The organism is Melioribacter sp., from assembly GCF_049325435.1.
Classification (GTDB): Bacteria; Bacteroidota; Ignavibacteria; order Ignavibacteriales; family Melioribacteraceae; genus Melioribacter; species Melioribacter roseus.
This window is the reverse complement of sequence record NZ_JBMOLD010000019.1, coordinates 118533-138147: the sequence shown is the minus strand read 5'-3', so window position 1 is coordinate 138147 and position 19615 is coordinate 118533. Positions and strand designations below refer to the sequence as shown.

At 41.9% G+C, this 19615-nt stretch carries 20 protein-coding genes; 3 read left to right on the top strand and 17 right to left on the bottom strand.

Annotation, left to right across the window (positions count from 1 at the left end; all coding sequences use genetic code 11):
• Positions 1-30: 30 nt before the first annotated feature.
• The 3 genes from ACOYVE_RS14495 to ACOYVE_RS14485 all read left to right on the top strand — a co-directional run bounded on the left by ACOYVE_RS14495 (position 31) and on the right by ACOYVE_RS14485 (position 4399).
• Positions 31-894 carry a carbohydrate kinase family protein gene (locus tag ACOYVE_RS14495; protein ID WP_422882526.1) on the top strand — a complete coding sequence of 288 codons (864 nt, stop codon included), beginning with the start codon at positions 31-33 and terminating at the stop codon, positions 892-894.
• Positions 891-1793: a dTDP-4-dehydrorhamnose reductase gene (gene rfbD, locus ACOYVE_RS14490; protein ID WP_422882525.1), complete on the top strand. Its 903-nt coding sequence runs from the start codon at positions 891-893 to the stop codon at positions 1791-1793. The genes ACOYVE_RS14495 and rfbD overlap by 4 nt, the downstream gene beginning before the upstream one ends.
• Positions 1794-1861: 68 nt before the next feature.
• Positions 1862-4399 (top strand): DUF3160 domain-containing protein, encoded by a 2538-nt coding sequence (locus tag ACOYVE_RS14485; RefSeq protein WP_422882523.1) that lies wholly within the window; start codon positions 1862-1864, stop codon positions 4397-4399.
• A 267-nt stretch (positions 4400-4666) separates the two neighbouring features.
• Here ACOYVE_RS14485 and lptB read toward each other — a convergent pair whose 3' ends face one another.
• The 17 genes from lptB to ACOYVE_RS14400 form a co-directional block, all read right to left on the bottom strand.
• On the bottom strand, positions 4667-5398 hold the full coding sequence (gene lptB, locus ACOYVE_RS14480) for an LPS export ABC transporter ATP-binding protein (RefSeq protein ID WP_041356189.1): 732 nt from the start codon (positions 5396-5398) through the stop codon (positions 4667-4669).
• A 17-nt stretch (positions 5399-5415) separates the two neighbouring features.
• Positions 5416-6765 carry an OstA-like protein gene (locus ACOYVE_RS14475; RefSeq protein WP_422882521.1) on the bottom strand — a complete coding sequence of 450 codons (1350 nt, stop codon included), beginning with the start codon at positions 6763-6765 and terminating at the stop codon, positions 5416-5418.
• Positions 6766-6768: 3 nt separating this feature from the next.
• Positions 6769-7302 carry an LPS export ABC transporter periplasmic protein LptC gene (gene lptC, locus ACOYVE_RS14470; protein WP_422882520.1) on the bottom strand — a complete coding sequence of 178 codons (534 nt, stop codon included), beginning with the start codon at positions 7300-7302 and terminating at the stop codon, positions 6769-6771.
• The gene (locus ACOYVE_RS14465) at positions 7299-8276 is read right to left on the bottom strand and encodes a KpsF/GutQ family sugar-phosphate isomerase (protein ID WP_014855061.1); all 978 of its coding nucleotides are present in this window, start codon (positions 8274-8276) and stop codon (positions 7299-7301) included. Before ACOYVE_RS14465 ends, lptC begins: the two co-directional genes overlap by 4 nt.
• A gap of 3 nt (positions 8277-8279) precedes the next feature.
• Positions 8280-9086 (bottom strand): hypothetical protein, encoded by an 807-nt coding sequence (locus ACOYVE_RS14460; RefSeq protein ID WP_162098589.1) that lies wholly within the window; start codon positions 9084-9086, stop codon positions 8280-8282.
• Positions 9028-9504 carry an HAD hydrolase family protein gene (locus tag ACOYVE_RS14455; RefSeq protein ID WP_014855063.1) on the bottom strand — a complete coding sequence of 159 codons (477 nt, stop codon included), beginning with the start codon at positions 9502-9504 and terminating at the stop codon, positions 9028-9030. The genes ACOYVE_RS14460 and ACOYVE_RS14455 overlap by 59 nt, the downstream gene beginning before the upstream one ends.
• Positions 9494-10309: a 3-deoxy-8-phosphooctulonate synthase gene (kdsA, locus tag ACOYVE_RS14450; RefSeq protein ID WP_014855064.1), complete on the bottom strand. Its 816-nt coding sequence runs from the start codon at positions 10307-10309 to the stop codon at positions 9494-9496. Before kdsA ends, ACOYVE_RS14455 begins: the two co-directional genes overlap by 11 nt.
• 2 nt (positions 10310-10311) lie before the next feature.
• Positions 10312-11340: a Holliday junction branch migration DNA helicase RuvB gene (gene ruvB, locus ACOYVE_RS14445; RefSeq protein ID WP_014855065.1), complete on the bottom strand. Its 1029-nt coding sequence runs from the start codon at positions 11338-11340 to the stop codon at positions 10312-10314.
• Positions 11337-12440, bottom strand: coding sequence for a heparan-alpha-glucosaminide N-acetyltransferase domain-containing protein (locus tag ACOYVE_RS14440; RefSeq protein WP_041355730.1), 1104 nt, complete (start codon positions 12438-12440; stop codon positions 11337-11339). Before ACOYVE_RS14440 ends, ruvB begins: the two co-directional genes overlap by 4 nt.
• A complete protein-coding gene (locus ACOYVE_RS14435) occupies positions 12416-12820 on the bottom strand; it encodes a cobalamin B12-binding domain-containing protein (protein WP_014855067.1) in 405 nt (134 codons plus the stop codon). The genes ACOYVE_RS14440 and ACOYVE_RS14435 overlap by 25 nt, the downstream gene beginning before the upstream one ends.
• Positions 12821-12880: 60 nt before the next feature.
• The gene (kdsB, locus tag ACOYVE_RS14430) at positions 12881-13642 is read right to left on the bottom strand and encodes a 3-deoxy-manno-octulosonate cytidylyltransferase (protein ID WP_014855068.1); all 762 of its coding nucleotides are present in this window, start codon (positions 13640-13642) and stop codon (positions 12881-12883) included.
• Positions 13643-13653: 11 nt separating this feature from the next.
• Positions 13654-13944 carry an Asp-tRNA(Asn)/Glu-tRNA(Gln) amidotransferase subunit GatC gene (gatC, locus tag ACOYVE_RS14425; protein WP_014855069.1) on the bottom strand — a complete coding sequence of 97 codons (291 nt, stop codon included), beginning with the start codon at positions 13942-13944 and terminating at the stop codon, positions 13654-13656.
• 16 nt (positions 13945-13960) lie between these two features.
• A complete protein-coding gene (locus ACOYVE_RS14420; RefSeq protein WP_157867284.1) occupies positions 13961-15193 on the bottom strand; it encodes a VWA domain-containing protein in 1233 nt (410 codons plus the stop codon).
• A 102-nt stretch (positions 15194-15295) separates the two neighbouring features.
• Positions 15296-15889 carry a hypothetical protein gene (locus ACOYVE_RS14415; protein ID WP_014855071.1) on the bottom strand — a complete coding sequence of 198 codons (594 nt, stop codon included), beginning with the start codon at positions 15887-15889 and terminating at the stop codon, positions 15296-15298.
• A gap of 40 nt (positions 15890-15929) precedes the next feature.
• Entirely contained in the window at positions 15930-17027 is a 1098-nt protein-coding gene (locus ACOYVE_RS14410; protein ID WP_014855072.1) for a M48 family metallopeptidase, read from the bottom strand.
• Complete coding sequence (locus tag ACOYVE_RS14405; RefSeq protein WP_014855073.1) at positions 17024-17779, bottom strand: tetratricopeptide repeat protein; 756 nt, start codon at positions 17777-17779, stop codon at positions 17024-17026. The genes ACOYVE_RS14410 and ACOYVE_RS14405 overlap by 4 nt, the downstream gene beginning before the upstream one ends.
• Positions 17776-19602 (bottom strand): BatD family protein, encoded by a 1827-nt coding sequence (locus ACOYVE_RS14400; protein WP_014855074.1) that lies wholly within the window; start codon positions 19600-19602, stop codon positions 17776-17778. Before ACOYVE_RS14400 ends, ACOYVE_RS14405 begins: the two co-directional genes overlap by 4 nt.
• Positions 19603-19615: the final 13 nt, after the last annotated feature.

The window sequence follows — 19615 nt, the reverse complement described above, 5'->3', positions numbered from 1 at the left end:
ACTGTTCACAATATATTAATTTTTAGCGATATGGATATTGCACTGATAGGACACTCGATAATCGATTACGTCTCAGCACGGGGAAAAGAATCCGTTCGACCGGGCGGAATCTATTATTCGGCGCTAGGAATGCTTTCCCAGAAGAAAGACGGGGACAATATTTTTTTAATTACGGGCGTGGACAAGAATCGATTTTCACTCTTTAATTCCCTCTACGGAAGACTGCGCACGGACTTCGTTTTCAATTTACCCGATATGCCTTCAGTTCTTTTGATTACCGAAAAAGAAGGCGAACGGGAGGAAATTTATAGTAATTTGTCGCGGGAATTAATTCTTCCGGACGTCGATTGGAACCGTTTCGACGGCATTTTGATTAATATGATCACCGGTTTTGATATCGACCGTAATCGACTTGCCGAGATAAGAAGAAATTTTGAAGGACTCATTTATTTCGACGTTCATACGCTGGCGCGCGGTGTCGACGTCGGGAACAGACGCTCGTTCAGAACCATACCCGAAATCGATAAATGGCTGTCGAACGTCGACATCCTACAATGCAACGAGAACGAATTGAAAACGGTTTATGATTACAACGACCGTAAAGAAGCCGCCGAAGAAATAATGAAGCACGGAGTCAAACTTGTTCTCATTACAAGAGGAAATTCGGGCTCGGAACTTTACTATAAATCTGAAGACAGGACGGAAGCGATTGAGCTTAAAGCAGAAAACGTCGAAGAAGTAAATAAAATCGGGTGCGGCGACGTCTTTGGGTCGGTCTTCTTTTATTCATATCTTTCGACCCGGGATTTGAAATATTCTCTTAATAAAGCCAATTATTTTGCGGGTTTAACCGCGGCGGGAAAAATCGAAAATATAATTAAATCGAAATTATGATTAAAACAAGAATATTGGTCATAGGGTCAAACGGAATGCTGGGTCAGCGTCTTGCGCAATATTACGCTTCGAGACGAGATAAATTCGAACTTTTGTGCGCTTCGATCGAAAAAGAATCCGCGATAAAATCCGTTCCTTATAAAACCGTCGACATTACGGATAAAAACAGCGTAAAGAAAATCATACTCGATTTCTTTCCCGACTTCGTCATTAACGCAGCCGCTTATACGAACGTGGACAAAGCCGAAACCGAGCGCGAAGAGGCATGGAAATTAAACGTTACGGGCGTAGAAAACCTGGCGTTTTATTCGTGGACTATCGACGCTCATCTTATACACATTTCCACGGATTATATTTTCGACGGCAAAAACGGACCTTATATAGAAACCGATCGTCCGTGCCCGATAAGTTATTACGGCAGAACAAAGCTCGCTGCCGAAAATTCTATCCGCGCAAACGGAGTAAGATATACTATTCTTAGAACAAACGTGCTCTATGGTCCTGCAAAAGGAGGCAAACCCGATTTTGTCAAATGGGTTATAAATTCTTTGAAAGAAAATAAAGTCATCAACATCGTAACGGATCAATTCAACAATCCGACTTTTACCGACGATCTGGTTAACGCCATCGCAAAAACAATAGAATTCAGAAAGGAAGGAATTTATAATATCGGGGGTAAAGAAATACTCTCGCGTTACGAATTCACGCAGAGAATTGCGGACTATTTTAAGCTCGACAAAAAATTGATTCGACCGATACTAACGAAAGATTTAAATCAGCCGGCGCCCCGCCCTCTGAAATCGGGTTTGATTATTCTCAAAGCCTCGACGGAATTGGGATATCAACCGCATTCAATAGAAGAAACTTTTGCCATCATTAAATCGGATTTGGATTTATAGCGCATCCATTTTCTCTTTAAAATTTATACTTTCTTTATTAATTTTACGTTCAAATGAAGGGGGCTACAATGAAAGCAAAAGTTTCGTTTTTAATTTTATTTTTGATCCCGCTTCTTTTATCGGCTCAAAATTTCAGTTTGCAGAGTTACAAGGAATTTTTGAACTCAAATCTTAATATGTCGCCGGACAAACTCTACTCTCTTTATGACGCCGGTAAATTCAACGGATCGATCGGCTACAACATCGACGGAGCAAAATATTTCGATTCGATAAAAATAAAATACGAACTTACAGAAGACGAAATTGAGCTGCTTAAAAAAAACGGTTTTGTAGTAACCGAAAGAATAAGCGGAGCCGACTTCCTTCATATTTATCTCGACCTGTATAAAAATGATATTCCGGCAATTGTAACTACGGACGCTATCTTAAATGCGTTTCACCTTTCTTACGACGTAATCCTGAAGGAAGTCGAGATCGAATCGATAATTCCCAAACTCAAAGTTTTGTTAAAAGGGATGCACGAGGCTTTGCCTCAGTTGGAATCGAAGTACGGCTCTATTCCTGAACTCGTTCCTATGTTGAAAGACGCGGAAGTTTATACTGCTACGGCTCTAAAATTACTGGGAGAAAATTACGAACTGCTTTATCAGGACAATAAAAAGACTCTGGATGAATTATCCGGACTGATAGATAATCTTAGCGCCGCCGGTTATCCTCTCTTTTCTTCACAGGAAAGAAAAATCGATTTTTCGCAGTTTAAAGTGAGAGGTCATTACGAGGATACGTACTATCCGGAATTAGCTTCGTACTTTAAGACTATGATCTGGCTCGGCAGAACCGAGCTCTATCTTATTCCTCCGGAAGAGGCGGCAGACAATGTTGCAAAAGAAAACGTACAGAGACAGATAATCGACGCTTTTTTAATTTCCGAACTGGTCGAAACTGCGGGAGTTTATAACGAATACGCATCTATTGATAATTTATTGAAAGCGTTCGTCGGCGAGCAGGATAACGTCACGCTGGAAGAATTAAGGGAAGTCTTTAACGAAGCGCAGGTTCAATCGGCTGTCGATTTACTCGACACAAACAAAGTAAATGAATTTCAGAATATTCTTGCGACCAAACCTTACGCCGATCAAAAAATACTTTCTCAAATATTGATGAGCGATCCGATGTCGCCCGAGCAGATAAAACCGGCTTCAGCTTTTCTGCTTTTCGGGCAGAGGTTTGTAATCGATTCATATATAACTAACAATGTTACATACGACAGGATTTTGTACAACAATGAAAAGATCCGCAGGATGCTCCCTTCGCTGCTCGACGTTATGTTTGCGCTCGGAAATTCAGCGGCTGCACAATTGCTAAAAGACGAATTGGAACAGTATCATTACTCCGCCAACATAGCTTCATTGCGTTATTTGATCGATTCTTACACGAACGAATTCTGGAACGCTTCGATTTATAATTCGTGGCTGAATTCTATTCGAAGCTTGAACCCGCCTGAAGACAGGTCGGGTTTTCCCGAATTTATGCAGACGGCGGCTTGGTGGCAGCAAAAGTTGAACACACAACTTTCGGCATGGACGGAACTCCGTCACGATAATCTGCTCTACGCAAAACAAACGTATTCAGGCGGAGTGGTTTGCTCGTTTCCGCACGGCTACGTTGAGCCGTTTCCGCAATTCTATGAAAGGATGAAAACGCTTGCGGGAAATACTTATGCCAAACTCGAAAACATTGACGGCGAAAATCAGTCTTTGAAAAATTATTTTTCGTTTTTCGGCAACGTAATGGATACACTGAAAACTATAGCCGAGAAAGAATTGAATTCGTCGCCGTTAAATGAGAATGAGATCAGATTCCTCAAAAATCTGCTGTACGAAAATATGGTGGGCTGCGCTCCGGTATTTAACGGCTGGTATTATCACCTGATTTACAAAAGCCCGTACGGCAGCCGCGACGAAGCTCCCGATTTAATCGCCGCCGACTACCACACAAGTCCGACAGACGAATTGGGAAATGTTGTAGGCTGGGTAAAACACGCAGGCACGGGCAGACGTAATTTAATGATTGTTGCGGCAGAACACCCAAACGAAGGATTGACCGTTTTTGCAGGTCCCGTTAATTCATATTACGAATACGTTACCAACGGTTTTTATCGAATCGGCGATTCGGAATGGGAGGAAGAATATCTGGATAAAGCGCAAAGACCCGAATGGACAAACGTTTACCTTGCCGACTCCGAAGGAAGAAAAATGCCTTCGGGCGCGCAATTGATAACAAGCGTTGAAAGGTATGAATATGAAAACGCTATAATTCCTTCGGATATTTATGCGCAGAACTTCCCCAATCCGTTCAATATAAGCACCATAATAAATTTTTCCGTTCCCTCTTCGATGACAGGTTCGCGCGTAAAATTGAATATATACAACATTAACGGAGAACTTATTAAGACGCTTGTCGACGAAGAATTGCAAGCAGGAAATTATTCGACGCAATGGAACGGTACGAATCAAAGCGGAAACGTTGTTTCCAGCGGTATTTATCTCTACGAAGTCCGCGTCGGTAATTTAAGTAAAATCGGCAAAATGAATTTATTGAAATAATATATCGCTTTGAATATCTATTAATGTTATGATTCATATCATAGAATTGTAAAATAAAATTTCTTAATTTTATGACAAGAAATTTAAATTTTGAGATATATGGAATTCCAAAACTGGTCGATAGACAAAGGGGATTATAAAAGAGATAAAACAGCCACGTGGACTTATCAAAAAAAACTCATTAGAAAGCGGCGAATAAAAAAGATATTATTGTTAATTCTTTATATAACAATCCTCACATTTGCGACATACATGGTGGTAGAAGGTTTATGAGTAGCGGTCGAGTCTGAATTTCTCGCCGAGGTAGAGTTTACGGACTTCCTCGTCTTCAGCCAATTCGCGCGCTGTGCCTTCTTTGAATATTTTCCCGTTAATCAAGATATATGCACGGTCTACAATACTCAACGTTTCATGAACATTATGGTCGGTAATTAAAATGCCGATGCCTTTATGTTTTAGATTGGCGACTATATTCATAATATCTTCGACGGCAATCGGGTCAACCCCGGCAAAAGGTTCGTCGAGCAATATAAATTTCGGATTCGTGGCCAAAGCTCTTGCGATTTCCGTCCTTCTTCTTTCGCCTCCGCTTAATTGAAACCCCATATTTTTACGGACATGTTTGATTCCGAGTTCGTCCAGTAATGATTCGAGCCTCTCTTCCCTCTCGGATTTACTAATATCGATCATTTGAAGAATCGCCATTATATTATCCTCGACGCTCAATCTTCTGAAAACCGAGGCTTCCTGCGGCAGATAGCCGATTCCCATTTTAGCTCTTTTGTACATCGGCTCTTCGGTAATTTCATTGTTATCGACAAATACTCTTCCGCCGTTTGGTTTAATCATTCCGACGACCATATAGAAAGTAGTAGTTTTACCCGCGCCGTTCGGTCCCAAAAGCCCGACTACTTCGCCCTGCTCGACCGATATCGAAACTCCGTTTACTACCGTTCTTTTTTTATAAATTTTCTTAAGTTTTTCGCCGCTTAATTTCATTTTATTTTCCATATCTTTCAGTTTCTTATGAACTCTTCTTTTACCGGTCTGTTCTTAATGAGAATAAAATCGGGCAGAGTAAAATCGAGCTCTTTTTCCGTAACAAGATTTTCCGGATAATATTCGCTCGCCGGTTTACCGAATAGTTTCACTTTGTCGACTTTATTGTTTTCGAAATAAATCTCCGCATTTTGCGCGCTCGATTTTATCAAACCGTTCGGCTTATCTTCTTCGTAAAGGTAATAAATACTGAGCATATTTCCAGATACAACCGTTTTAATCAGTTTGCCGTCTTCAAAAAACATTTCGAATTCCGCGCCGGAAATCTGGTCGTACCTTTTAGGGTATTCGGGATTTTGAGTAACAATAAGAGCGTTTAACGTCGTACCGGCGTCGGATTTTATTGTCATTCGTTCAAGTTTATTATCATTTGTAATAATATCGATAGTGTCGCCAAGAATTTGCGCGTTTTCGTTCCAAATTACGGGAGGCGTTTGATCGTTCGGCAATTTGTATGTGTGAATTCTGTTTTCATTCCTGTAAAAAACCGCATAATTATTGACCGATGCAAATTCTCCCTTTAGCATTCTTACCGAGTCGGCGCAGATCAAACGATTTGAGGAATCCGAAAAGGATTCCATAATTCCCGCCTTGACAAACAAAGTGTCCGTTTCGCCGGAATCGAGCGTATCGATTCTCATCAGAAAAGCATTCCCGGTTACTTTCGAATAATCGTTTTTGTTTTCCAGATAGTCGCCTTTAATCAGCATACCGTTTTTCAAATCGTCGACGCTTACGTTTGCGAAAGCGAATGTGGTATTTTCGCTTTTGTAATTGATCAAACTGTCAGCCCGAATAATCAATGCGGTATCGATCGCCGTTACGTTGCCGGCTGCGATCGCTTTATCCGCGTCGTCGTAATAATAAAAACTATCTGCTTTTAATGTGGAAACCGAGTCGCGTATGACCACATTGCCGTAGAAAAAAGCTCTTTTTTCGTCGTAGTAATAATAACCGTTATCGGCGGTCAGCCTTATATGCCCGTCGGTATAATCGATTCCGTTATTCGAAAAACTTATTCTCGCGTCGTCATAATAAAATCCGCGTGTGGTTTTTATTATTATACTATCCTGCATTGCTATAACATTGCCGATTAATTCCGCCCTGTTTTTGGCAGTATATTGAATTGCCGTATCGCATTTTATTACAACGTCGTCCTGGTACATTACGACGTTTCCGCGCACCTCGCGTATTGTTTCACCGTTGATTCTTTTACCGATCAGGCTGTCGCCTTCGACGCGTAGCATTTTGCCCTGTCCGAATAATACAACAGCCGTAAACAATATAATAAAGAATGTTTTCTTCACCGATTATTCCCCGTTGTTCAATGTTGCCGAATAAGTAATCTTGAATATCACGTAATTAGTCATCTGCTGATCGGAAAGGAATCCGTAGCCTTCAATAATCTCGTCCTTCGATTTTATGGATACGAATTTATCGGTAAGAATCTTCCTGTCGGAATTTCTCCACATTAATTCGCTGGTTTTCAGAACCGTACCGCTGTCGTTGACAGCGACCACGCTGTCGTAGGCAAACATATCCATGGTTCTGTCGTCGACTTTGCCTCGAAGAGAAGTAAGCGTGGTTGTTTTTTTATTTTCGTCATAAAAATCGATTTTCACTCCGTCGAGCAGAGTTACTCTTTTTTCGTCATATTTTCGCAGATGGTCGGCGTATAAAATAGCTTTCAACACCCCGTCGTTGCTGAATATAATTTTAGAATTCCAGCTTTCGTGAGCAGGAATTTCACCTTCGGCTGGAGTGTCGGAGACAACCGGTTTTACGTTGTCGCCGGAGCAAGCCGAAATTATTACAACCGATATAATCAGAAAAAACAACCTCATCTTCTTTGAAGTCCGAGTTTTACGAGGTCATGCAGGTGAACAATTCCGACGGGGATTCCGAAATCGTCAATTACAATTAACGAAGTGATATTATATTTTTCCATTTCCTGCAATGCAAACGAAGCCAGCAGATCGGGTTTTATGGTTTTGGGATTTACGGTCATAACGTCGGAGGCTTTAAGGTCTTTCAGGTCGAGCGTTTTTTCCAGAAGGCGTCTCAGATCGCCGTCGGTAATTATTCCGGTTAATAATCCGTTATCGTCGACAACGCACGTAGTGCCGAGACGTTTAGAAGTAATTTCGTAGATCGTATCCTTGAGAGGCGTCTCCTCGTTAACCACCGGCACGTCTTTCCCTTTAATCATTATTTCTTCGATGCGCAACGAAAGACGTTTGCCGAGACTGCCGGCGGGATGGAGCAGCGCAAAATCCTCGGGAGTAAAACCCCTCATTTCCAAAAGCGCGATTGCAAGAGCGTCGCCCATTGCCAGCGAGGCGGTAGTCGACGCAGTCGGAACCAGATCGTGAGGACAGGCTTCCTGCTCGACGGAAACATTCAAACAAACGTCGCATTCCCTGCCCAGCTTCGAATCTCTTACTCCGAGCATTCCGATTATCTTAACGTCGATTCTTTTGAACATCGGAATCAGATTCAATAATTCTTCAGTATTTCCGCTCTTGGAAATCATAATGACGACGTCGTCTTTTCTTACCATGCCGAGGTCGCCGTGAAGCGCGTCGGTCGGATGCATAAATATTGCCGCAGTTCCGGTTGAATTCATAGTGGCTACTATCTTCCTGGCAATCAATCCCGACTTCCCCATTCCGGTAAAGACGACTCTTCCTTTAGAAGAGAGTATTATTTTAACGGCTTTTACGAACGAATCGTCGATGCTTTTTTCCAGTCCAAGAACCGCATTGCCCTCTATTTTAATTACTTCTCTGCCTTTGGCTATAATTTGCTCTTCAGACACTTACTACCTCTTTTTTGTTTTCAATAAAGAAAATAAGCTGAACAAACTTTTTCTTTTCGGTTTTTCTTTTAATTCAAGGTCAATATCAAGCCTTCTAATATATTTATTGTAGAAATATAATCCTCTTATAAAATCCGCGTCCTCAAATTTATTTAAGTTCGTAAACAGATAATTCGGATTACCTACAATTTCCGGCGATTGGATATTTTTAGAACGCGTTAATTCATTGAAGAAATTGGAAAGCGGGATTAAATAATTTATTCCCGTCGCGTATTCGTAAAGCCAAATTCTTTTGAGCGCCGGAGCTATTGCAAGCGTATATTTATTTTTTACCGCTTCTATTTCTCTTACTTCGGAGTTGTCGAAAGGAGCTTTCATGCCCGGCTCCCATTTTGCAAATGTTTCGACGTTCAGAAGTTTGCCCGGAGAGTCGTTGCTTTGATCTTTAGAAATCTCGATCTCGAAAACATCGTCTTCAAAAGAAGAGACGGCTAAATATACTTCCATGTTTTCATATTTGATTTTACCCGTCGAAATCGGAGTGGTTGCATACGTATCCGCTGTATTATTAACGGTACAACTTTCGGGCGCAAGAATTAATTTATATGAATCCTGAACCGGATCGTCCGACAGCGGTTGCCTTCGTAAAACAAAAGCATTCTTAATTTTATCCCGTATTGATTTATATCCGGGTTTGTTTTCGGGCAGAATTGCATAAATCCATTGCTTTTCGAGTGCGTCGATTTTTCTTTCAGAATTCATCTTTTCCGTCCAGATAATCCAAAATTTCGATAAAAATATCTTCAGCATTACCGCCGTTTAGAATAAAGTCGACAACTCTTTTGACCTCTCTGCGCGCTGTGCGAGGAGCCGCCGATAGACCGCATAAATTCAACAGCGGTATGTCGAGTATGTCGTCGCCGACATAAAAAGTATTTTCACAATCGACATTCAATTTCTTAAACAACAGTTTAGCGGCCGATACTTTATCGATGCTACCGAAAGCCACATAACAATTTTCGATTTCGTTCAATTTTTCGACTAGTTCGTCTTTCTGTCTGGCGGTAATTACCGCCAAGAAAAGATTCCTTCTTTTGAATTCCCTTGAGTATTTTGCGATCGTTTCAATCAGCTTTTCGGTATCGTCTTCATTGTGAATAAGAACGCCGTCGAGGTCAAACACAAACAGTCTAATGTTGCTCAGTTTCTCTTTTATATTAATGTTCACTTTTCACAATCTCGTCAATTTTCATAATCAGAGCGAGCAATTCTTCGAGTTCATTCAGCGGTAACTGACTGCCCGCATCGCTCAAGGCTTTCGAAGGGTCGGGATGGACTTCAAGAAAGAGTCCGTCGATACCGACGGCCGCCGCGGCTTTCGCTAGAGTCTTAATGAATCGTGGTTGACCGCCGCTTATTCCTCCCGCGCTCGGAATTTGAACGGCGTGCGTAGCGTCCATAATTACGGGATAGCCGGTTTCCTTCATAATTTCGAGCCCTCTCATATCGACAACGAGATTATGATATCCGAAAGTAGTTCCTCTTTCCGTCAGTAATATTTTATTGTTGCCCGTCGATTCGATTTTCTCGACTACAAACTTCATGTCTTCGGGCGCAAGGAACTGTCCTTTTTTTACGTTGACGGCTTTGCCGGTTTTACCGGCGGCTATCAATAATTCGGTTTGTCTGCAGAGGAAAGCGGGAATCTGAAGTACGTCTGCAACTTCTGCCGCTTTTTGAATTTCCCGTTCTGTGTGAACGTCGGTTAAAACGGGCAATTCGAAATCTTCTTTCACTTCCTTGAGTATTGCAAACGCTTCTTCTACCGGAAGTCCGGTAAAGGAATTGAGGCTTGTGCGGTTTGCTTTTTTATAACTCGATTTGAAAATGTAGGGGATGCCTAATCTCGAAGTAATCTTTTTTATTTCCTCCGCCGTACGAAATGTGATATCCCTGTTTTCGATAACGCAGGGTCCGGCTATAAGGACAAACCTCCTGCCGTCTCCTATTTCTAAGTCATTAATTTTTACCATACTTAAAATAAAGTTTGTTGATTGTTCTGAATTCCGCGTTTGCGATTAAAACGAGCGTATGCCAGGTCTGTGGCTTCTCTGCCGCGGGGAGTTCTTTGAATAAAACCCTGTTGAATTAAAAACGGTTCATAGACTTCTTCGATTGTGCCGGCGTCTTCGTTTACGGCAACAGCTATAGTATTCAAGCCGACGGGACCGCCGTTGAATTTTTCGATAATCGTAAGAATAATTTCCTTATCCATTTCGTCGAGACCGTCTTCGTCAACTTCGAGCGCAGTCAAAGCTTTGCGCGCAATATCGACGTCGATAATCTTTTTGTTTTCGTAATCGGCAAAGTCTCGAGTTCTTCGAAGAAGTCTGTTTGCAATTCTCGGAGTTCCTCTCGAACGTTTGGAAATTTCTTCGGCTGCGAGGTCTTCAATCTCGATATTCAACAACCGCGCCGAGCGGTTGATTATTCTTTTGATAAGCGGGCTGTCGTAATAATCGAGACGGGCTTTGATGCCGAATCGGTCGCGCAAGGGGGCGGTCAAAAGACCGGCTCGCGTCGTGGCTCCGATGAGCGTATATTTGGGCAATTTTATCTGTACTGTTCTTGCATTCGGCCCGCTGTCTATCATAATGTCGAGTTTAAAATCTTCCATTGCCGAATAAAGGTACTCTTCGACCACCGGACTCAACCGATGGATCTCGTCGATGAATAAGACGGAATGTTCCTCCAGGTTGGTCAACAATCCGGCGAGGTCGCCCGGTTTTTCGAGAACGGGACCCGAAGTGACTTTTATCTTAACTCCCATTTCATTTGCAATTATATGAGCAAGAGTGGTTTTCCCCAATCCCGGCGGACCCGTAAGCAGCACATGATCCAAACTGTCGCCTCTCTTGAGAGCGGCTCCGATAAATACTTTAAGATTGTCCGTAATTTTACTCTGTCCGGTGAATTCATTAAAGGTTCTGGGACGCAGAGTCTGTTCAAGCCTTACATCGTCGCTACCGGCCGAGGGACTAAGATTTTCTGTTCTCTTCTTCAACTTCCGGCTACCTCTTTTTTGAAGGTCAATTTATACTTTTCGATTCCCCACACCATAATAATCATAGCAACAATCATAACAATTGCGCAGCAAACAGACAAATAAAGGTTCATACTCTTTGCAAAGATTGCGTTTAATCCAGGCACCCATGCGCTGCCGTAGAGAATTATTACATGTACGGCATAAACGACGAGCGTGTGCCGTCCGACCCATTTTATTATATCAGGTATAGTATCGAGTCTAAGCGCAATATACGACATAGCGCTGTTTAGCAATATTACGGAACCCAGCCGCATTGATATGAAATAATATGCGTTTTTTTGTTGATCGTTCAACAGGTTGATATTACCCAAAATAGATGCGGCAATCAAAAGAACGACCCCTATTATCAACAAACTTTTGCTAAAGCGGGGCGATGTGAAAACATTCGGATTTTTAGCCAGATAGCTGCCAAGAAGTGCGCCGCTGATTACATAACCCGCCCACGGAAAAAAGGGAAAAAGCGAACCGGTTTTATGATAAAAGTATGCAGCCAGCGGAACCGGCACAATTTCCGTCCATTGAATTTTTTCGGTATAAGGATAGATAATAAAAAAGAAAAGTGCGGCGGATAAAAACATAATATAGCTGTTGACTTTAAGAATCTCGCTGAAGTATTCTAAAATCAATATGAATAACAGTCCGAATCCGATTAAGTGAAGCGCGTCCGAAGCGAAGAAAATATACCATTGTTTTAACGACACATATTGAAAATCGACAAACGAGTGAGTGGGAAATCTCAGCATATAACCGATTACAACCAAAGTAATAAATCGTCTGAAACCTTTGTACACTCTCGGATTTTCCCAGAACGGCTTATTTTGAAGTTTAAGCAGATAAGTAAATACGACTCCGGAAGTGAACATAAAGATAGGCGCGGTAATGCCGCGTTTGATTAACCAGAGCTGATATAACCAGGAATCCGGATTCCTGAATTGGTCTGCCAGAAAAGTATCCGTCGTATGACCTTCCACCATCATCAAAACAGCCAATGCTCTCATCAGGTCGAGATATATTATTCTTCTCGGAGAATTATTCATCGTCTGTTTTGTTCGACCCATTTTTTCAAAAAGTCGATAATTTCCGTAGTCGGAGCTCCGGGCGTAAAAAGTTCGCCGACGCCCATTTCCTTCAGTTTTACGAGGTCTTCGTCGGGGATTATACCGCCTCCGAAGAGCAGCACGTCGTTAAGATTTTTTTCTTTCATTAATTCGAGAATTCTCGGAAAAATAGTCATATGAGCGCCCGACAGTATGCTTATGCCGATAGCATCGACGTCTTCCTGCAAAGCGGCTTCCACAATCATCTCGGGCGTTTGTCTCAGTCCCGTATAAATTACTTCCATGCCGGCGTCTCTCAGAGCCGCCGCTACTACTTTCGCGCCTCTGTCGTGTCCGTCGAGACCCGCTTTGGCTACAAGTACTCTTATTCTGCGATCCATACCTTCCTCTTAATTTTTTATATCACTAAAATAAAATGGTTTAAAGGAAAAGACAATTTGTCATCTGTGCGACTTAACGTACCTTTCGTAAAAACGGCGAGCTATTTCGAGGTCTTTTGGAGTGTCGACGGAAAGGCTGTCGTATTGAGTTAAAACCACTTTGATTTTTATTCCGTGCTCCAGCATTCTCAGTTGTTCAAGTTTTTCAATCCTTTCGAGGTCCGTTTGTTTCCACGACGTAAATTTAAGCAGCGTTTCTTTTCTGTAAACGTAGAGCCCGATATGTTTGTACATTTCGCCCGCCTCCACTCTTTCGAGATTCGTTCTGGCGTCTCTTACGTATGGAATGGGCGAGCGTGAAAAATAGAGCGCAAAATTATTATAATCGAAAACCACTTTTACAACCGAAGGGGATTTCATTTCTTCTACGGTTGTAATCCTTCTGATCAGAGTCGACACTTCCACGTTTTTATCGAAGAGTAAAGGTTCTACGGCTTCGTCGATCATTTTGCCTTTGATGAACGGTTCGTCGCCCTGAATGTTCACGAATATAGAAGCGTTGGGCAAATGTTCGGCTACCAAGGCTATCCGGTCGGTGCCGGAATTAACTTCTTTCGGAGTCATATAAACTTCGGCGCCGAAATCTTTAACTACGCGATATACTTTATCGTCGTCGACCGCTATTACAACTTTATCTAAAAGCTTCGACTTTTTGGCGTTCATCCAGGTATGCTGAATCATCGGCATGCCGCCGATATCAGCCAGGGGCTTGCCCATAAGTCTTGTAGAAGCGAAACGTGCGGGAATTACGCCGACAATCATACCGGATATAATTATTTATTAATTACTTTTGGAACTTTAAAGAACTCCTCGTCTTTGGCGGGAGCGTTTTTCAGGGCGTCTGCGCGGTCGAGCGAAGGAATCAACCGGTCTTCTCTGAACACATTTATATTTTCTATAGGGTGCGACAACGGATCAACGTCTTCTGTGTTCAATTCGTTGAGTTTATCCATATAATTAAGTATTTCATTCAACTCTTCGGTATATTTTATTACTTCTTCTTCTTTAAATCTCAGGCGAGCAAGTTTGGCGATATATTCCACGTCCTTTTTTGTAACCGACATAAATTTTTCTCCCGTATTATTTGGAATAAAATCCTCTGCTGTTGAATGTTCCCAGCACAAAAGAACCGTCTCCGTTATACGAATTGTTTTTTATCCTTACCATTAAAGTATGAATTTTATCCCCTCTTTTGGGACTTTTATACGAAATAAGGTAAAAACTGTTTGCAAATTTATCCACTTCCGACTTTATTTGCTCGAATTTGGAATTTAATTCCGACACTCGCGATATCGGATAATAACCCGCAGTTCCGATTGAATTTAAAACAGCCGGTTGAATTTCCTGTCCGAGTCCCACCGCAAAAACAATTTTATTATAAACCGAATTGACGGCTTCGCTTAAAGAATGCGAACCCTGAGTGTCTCTGCCGTCTGTAAAAAGAATCATAAAACTTTGAATGACGCTATCCGCCGTAAATACATCTTTAAGTAATGATGCGCCTTCGATTACGGCGCCGTATAAATCGGTCGACGAATATCCCGTTTGATACCGCTGAATGCTTCTCAGAAGCGAATCGGTGTCGCTTGTATAATTTGCAAGCTTTTCTGTTTGTTCGGAAAATTGTAAAATGGCTATTTCCTGCTCGGCATACTTATTCGAAATAAATTCGGAAGCGGCTCTTCTTACCTCGTCGATATTATCTTTCAGACTCGTGCTATTGTCCAGAAGCAAAACCGTTCGCAATTTATAATTGATTCCCTCCTTTTTAATTACTGACAGCTGAGATTCAGACGGCGAAAGCGGCTCGCCGTCTTCGAACACTTCGAAATCGGACGGCTGCAAATCGGTAACTCCCTTGCCGGCGAGGTCGAGCGCCTGCAGCAATATGCGAACGTCGCTGGGCTCGGCAGTCTCTATTTTATACAGCTTCAAAACGTAGCCGGCGGCTGTGTTCTGACCGGCTGCAGTCGTAGTAAAACTCCATATCGGTCCGGCAATTTTGGAACCGTCGTTGAAGTATGCAATTACCTGCCAGTAATATGTAGTAGAAGGTTTGAGATTTGTCAAAAGATAAGAAGGTTCGCTCAAACTGTCCGCGTAAATTATATTCGGCGGATATGATTCTCCGAAATATAAATCGTATCTGACGGCCGCCTCCGCCTGCCATTTCAAAGCGACAACGGTCGACACGCCGGTTATGTTGTTTTCCGGGCTTGGCGAATGCGGCGCATTTGCATCGTCAATGGAAGGTTCGGTTCCGGCTTCCTTGTCGAACTGGCAGCCGGACATGAACGCTAGCGCAATTATCAAACAATATCTGGTTATTTGCTTAATCAACTTTATAGATACATTTTATGCAATTCAAATATAATCAGAATGACGGAAAGAATCGGCATTTTTATAGAGCTCCGCTCAATTCAATTCCATCTCGACGGATTCGTCTGAATTGCGCGTAATGAGATACTCTATGTATTTACTTGTGTAATTATCCTGTATATCTTTTTCTCCGATCAAATCCGCCCTTATCTGAACGGTCAATCTGCCCAAAGCCTTAGCTAGTTCTTCGTAATTATCGCTGATATCTCGGTCGCGGGTACACTCCGTAATAACCTGGAGGAAACGATAATATTCTTCCAGAACGGGCGGAGCAGCCACAATTGCAAGTCTGTGAGTCAAAAACTGAAGCTTTATTAGCTCTTCGGATGAAATATTATCGGTCAAAGACATTTCTTCCAGTAAATCGATCAATGTTTCGTACACCTTTGTCTTCAGTTCCAGAAATTTAATGCTTTGCTCTTTTTTGATCTCAACGGCGGTCTGTTGATTCAACAAAGCAGCCGTAATCAACACAGTTGCCACTGTTCCCAACACAATTAATGTTATCTCCTGGGCAAAAGGTACGCTGTCGGATATTTTGTAGGTATATCGGAAATAAAAATAACCGCCGATTAACGTTGCCGCGGTAAGCAAAAGAATAAATATTTGCCTGGATGATATTTTGTTCACTGATTCTCCATTGAAATGATTAATCATGAATACAAAGTTGTTATAATTTTTCTATATAGCCAATTCTTTTTTTTAATGAAGGATGACTGTAAAAGAACCACTCGACCAACGGATGAGGATCTTTATCGGCAAGATTTTGTTCGGATAAAGAAACGAGCGTATTGATAAAGTCCTCTTTATACCCGGTCGTTTCCACAGCGTATTCGTCCGCTTCATATTCGAATTTTCTCGATATGTAGTTCGTCAGCGGCGTAAACACAATCATAATAAATCCCAAACATATTAATAGCAACGGAAGAGCGGCAATCCTGTAAATATTGTCGTAGCCGAACCAGACGACGGCATTCGCATAAAGTTCCGCCGCCAAGTAGAAACTCAAAAAACTGAAGACCGTACCGATAATAATATTTTTAATAATATGTTTTTTCCTGTAATGTCCGAGTTCGTGTGCAATTACCGTTATTATTTGCTCCGGCGTATAATTATCGAGCAACGTATCGGCCAGCAGAATTCTTTTTGTTTTGCCTAAACCTGTAAATGCCGCGTTGGCTTTTCTGGTATTCTTACTCATATTGAATTTCACGACGCTTTCGACTTTCAGTCCCGCTTTATCAAACAGTTCTTTAATTTTATTTTTTATCCGGTCATTTTCGAGAGGCGTAATTTTGTAGAAAAGCGGCATGATAACTTGAGGTAGAATCCTGGCTAACAGCGTCGAGAACAGGAAAGTTACAAAGCCGAATGGCAACCACCATAAATTGCCGAACTTTTTTAGCGTCCAATAGAAAATTAAAATAAGAGGTATGCCAATAGCGCCGCTTACAGCCAGGCTCTTCAGCCTTTCCTTTATCCACATTGTAATATTTTGATTCGACAATCCGTACTTATGTTCAAGCAGATAATCCTCGTAAAAATCGACGGGCAGCAGAAGCGAATTTATTATTAAGCCGAAGAAGACGACAAATAAAATCAGCGCAACATAATCGTTACCGTTAAAAGACAGCGCTAATCGCTCCAGGCGATCGCTCAATCCTACGGCAACGAACATTATAAGCAGAGTAAACGACAGAACGGTATTGGAAACGGCTAAGATTATTTTGATTCGGTTATATTCTTTCGATTTATCTTCCGATCTCATATTTGTCCGACTGCGTTACTTTCAACCCATCCGACTTTACCGTCGGGCAGTTTAATTTTAACCCAGTCGCCTACTTTATCGATAAGCTCCATCTTTAAGCCTTCGTGTACGACAAATGCATCGTTACTGCTTTCGTCGGGAGCCGCTTTAACGCTGTAGACACTTTCCACCAGAATTCCGTATTGCACGGTGAGCTCCCTGTTGTATCTAGTGTAAAGAATTATCGAAAGTACAATCAACACGGGAAGGACAAACGAGGCGGTAAAGAAGGAGAGTTTCTGGATGTTAATCTTTCTCGACAGGAAATACCCTCCCAGACTTGCCATAAAGATCAAATAAACCAGAATTACTATAACAGCCCATCCGTCGAGCGAAAGAGAAGTTACTATGGCGTCCCACCATTCCGCCAGAAAAATACGCGGAACTTCTTCCACTTTGTCAACGGTTCTTGCACGTGCAATCCGAAGATTATAAAGGAGGTCTTCGTCGCCGGGTTCAAGTTTCAAGCCTTTTTCGAAAAATAAAATTGCATAGCCGATTTTACCCGATTTGAAATATGCGTTGCCGAGATTAAAATAAAGCGCGGGACTTTCGTATCCCGAATTGATAATTTCATTATAAAGTTCGATTGATTTATCATAGCTCTGCTGCCTGTAATAGTCGTTGGCTTTTTTGAACAACTCTTCGGGAGATTGAGCCGATAAATTTAAACTCATTACCAAAATTAAAATCGCTGTCAATCGCAGTTTCATTTTCTCTTCTCCAGATATGAATCGATTTCGACTATTGTTTTAACTGCGGCGTCGTAGAATTCATTTGCTGAAATTACAGTTTCGGACTTAGGAGCGAATCTTACGAACTCGCACTTTTCCGATATGTCTTTAATTTTATTCAGCAAATCTCCGGGTACGTTATAAGCGGTTAGTTTATCCAGCGCAAGTTCAATAGTAAACTCGGATTTGTCGATGCCCAATTTATCTTCGAGATACCCGAAAAGCGCGGAGGACAGTTCGGAGTAGAATTTTTCGATGTCGTTTTCGTCGAGCGCTTTCCTTGCGGCTTTCAATCTTTTCTTTGCGGCTTTTTCCGCTTTTCTGTATTTGAGCAGGCGTACGTCGCTTTCAATCTTCTCTTTCCTTCTGTTGAACAGAATCAATATCGTCAAAACAAAGGGCGAAGCAAACAAGATAATCCAGAACCACGGTTTTACCAGAGCCGCTTCTTCTTTTTTCGTCAGACTTAAATCCGAAGTCTTGATATACCTTATATCTTCGCTCAATAGTTTAATATCCTCTTTTGAAAATCCCGAAGCTGCGGATTCGTATTCGCCGACGCCTTTCAAAACGTTAATTTCATATTCGGGCGATTTAATAGTCACATATTTATTAGTAGACGGATTGAAATAAGAAAATTCTGTAGAAGGGATTACCTTCTTCCCGGGCGTTCTGGGAACAATAAGATATTCGGTAATTTTTTGGCCCGAGATAACGGAACCGCGGTTAATATTATCGTAGACTTTCGGCTCGTATTTTTCTACTCCCGCAGGCAAGAGCGGCTCGGGCACAGTTAACAGCTTTATATTGCCCGCACCGGAAATCGTATAACGGAGAGTAATACTTTCATTCGTATAAACTTCTTTCTTATCGATTTCGGTTTTAAGCGTAAAATTTCCCACTGCGCCGTTGAACGAAGCCGGAACGTTTTCCGAAGGCAAAGGCAATACGTTTATTTTCAGCGTATTCGAGCGCGCCGTATATTCGATTGTTTCCGTTCTGCCGAAGAAAGAATCGTTGAAAAATTCGTCAAAAATATCGTTGCCCGTCCTTTTGCGCCTGATTATAACGGGCACGTTCAATTCGAAAGGCGTTACGTTGAGAACTCCGGCTCGGGTAGGAAACAAAGCGACTTTTTTAATTTCCGCTACGCGGTACCTTTCGCCTTTATATGTTCCGATCGTAAAATTAATCGTCTGTCTCGGTTCGATTTCTTCTGCCCAGAATCCCTGATATTGAGGTAATTTGGATATCTGCGGCGAAGCGATATTTACTTTTGTATAAAGTTTGTACGTTACGGTTATTTGTTCTCCGACATACGCGCGGGTTTTGCTAGCTTCGGCCAGTATAAAAACGCTTTTTGATAATTCTTCCTGGGAAATTCCACCTGCAGCCGATTTATTTTCCTGCGGAGAACCCTTCACTACATTTATAGTTATCGGTTCGGTTTTGTAAATTTTGCCGTCGTAATCGACGCTTGCCTCGCCGATTGTAAATTTACCGATATCGGAGGGTTGAAGTATATATGAATAAGTTAAGGACGCCGATACCTTGCCGTTGATAATTTGCATGCTCGTGGATTGATTCGGGCCGCTTAGTATTCTGAATCCTTCAAAGGAAGGAGGTCTGAAATTCGTCAAATTATGAATCGATTCTCCTTCGAACGTAAAATAAACCTGAAACCGTTCGTATTGCGATACGGTCGTTTTGTCGACGCTTGCGTTGAAACTTTGCGCATGGAGCAACGCGCCGCTACAAACAATTAGAATCAGCGTTACAAACTTTCTTATAGATTTTTCCATAATCCACCCGGTA

Excerpts from the sequence above, each read along its gene's own strand:
- ACOYVE_RS14495 (WP_422882526.1), top strand. The coding sequence starts at position 31 with ATGGATATTGCACTGATAGGACACTCGATAATCGATTACGTCTCAGCA.
- rfbD (WP_422882525.1), top strand. The coding sequence starts at position 891 with ATGATTAAAACAAGAATATTGGTCATAGGGTCAAACGGAATGCTGGGT.
- ACOYVE_RS14485 (WP_422882523.1), top strand. The coding sequence starts at position 1,862 with ATGAAAGCAAAAGTTTCGTTTTTAATTTTATTTTTGATCCCGCTTCTT.
- lptB (WP_041356189.1), bottom strand. The coding sequence starts at position 5,398 with ATGAAATTAAGCGGCGAAAAACTTAAGAAAATTTATAAAAAAAGAACG.
- lptC (WP_422882520.1), bottom strand. The coding sequence starts at position 7,302 with ATGAGGTTGTTTTTTCTGATTATATCGGTTGTAATAATTTCGGCTTGC.
- ACOYVE_RS14460 (WP_162098589.1), bottom strand. The coding sequence starts at position 9,086 with ATGCTGAAGATATTTTTATCGAAATTTTGGATTATCTGGACGGAAAAG.
- kdsA (WP_014855064.1), bottom strand. The coding sequence starts at position 10,309 with ATGGTAAAAATTAATGACTTAGAAATAGGAGACGGCAGGAGGTTTGTC.
- ACOYVE_RS14440 (WP_041355730.1), bottom strand. The coding sequence starts at position 12,440 with ATGGGTCGAACAAAACAGACGATGAATAATTCTCCGAGAAGAATAATA.
- ACOYVE_RS14435 (WP_014855067.1), bottom strand. The coding sequence starts at position 12,820 with ATGGATCGCAGAATAAGAGTACTTGTAGCCAAAGCGGGTCTCGACGGA.
- kdsB (WP_014855068.1), bottom strand. The coding sequence starts at position 13,642 with ATGATTGTCGGCGTAATTCCCGCACGTTTCGCTTCTACAAGACTTATG.
- gatC (WP_014855069.1), bottom strand. The coding sequence starts at position 13,944 with ATGTCGGTTACAAAAAAGGACGTGGAATATATCGCCAAACTTGCTCGC.
- ACOYVE_RS14410 (WP_014855072.1), bottom strand. The coding sequence starts at position 17,027 with ATGAGATCGGAAGATAAATCGAAAGAATATAACCGAATCAAAATAATC.
- ACOYVE_RS14405 (WP_014855073.1), bottom strand. The coding sequence starts at position 17,779 with ATGAAACTGCGATTGACAGCGATTTTAATTTTGGTAATGAGTTTAAAT.
- ACOYVE_RS14400 (WP_014855074.1), bottom strand. The coding sequence starts at position 19,602 with ATGGAAAAATCTATAAGAAAGTTTGTAACGCTGATTCTAATTGTTTGT.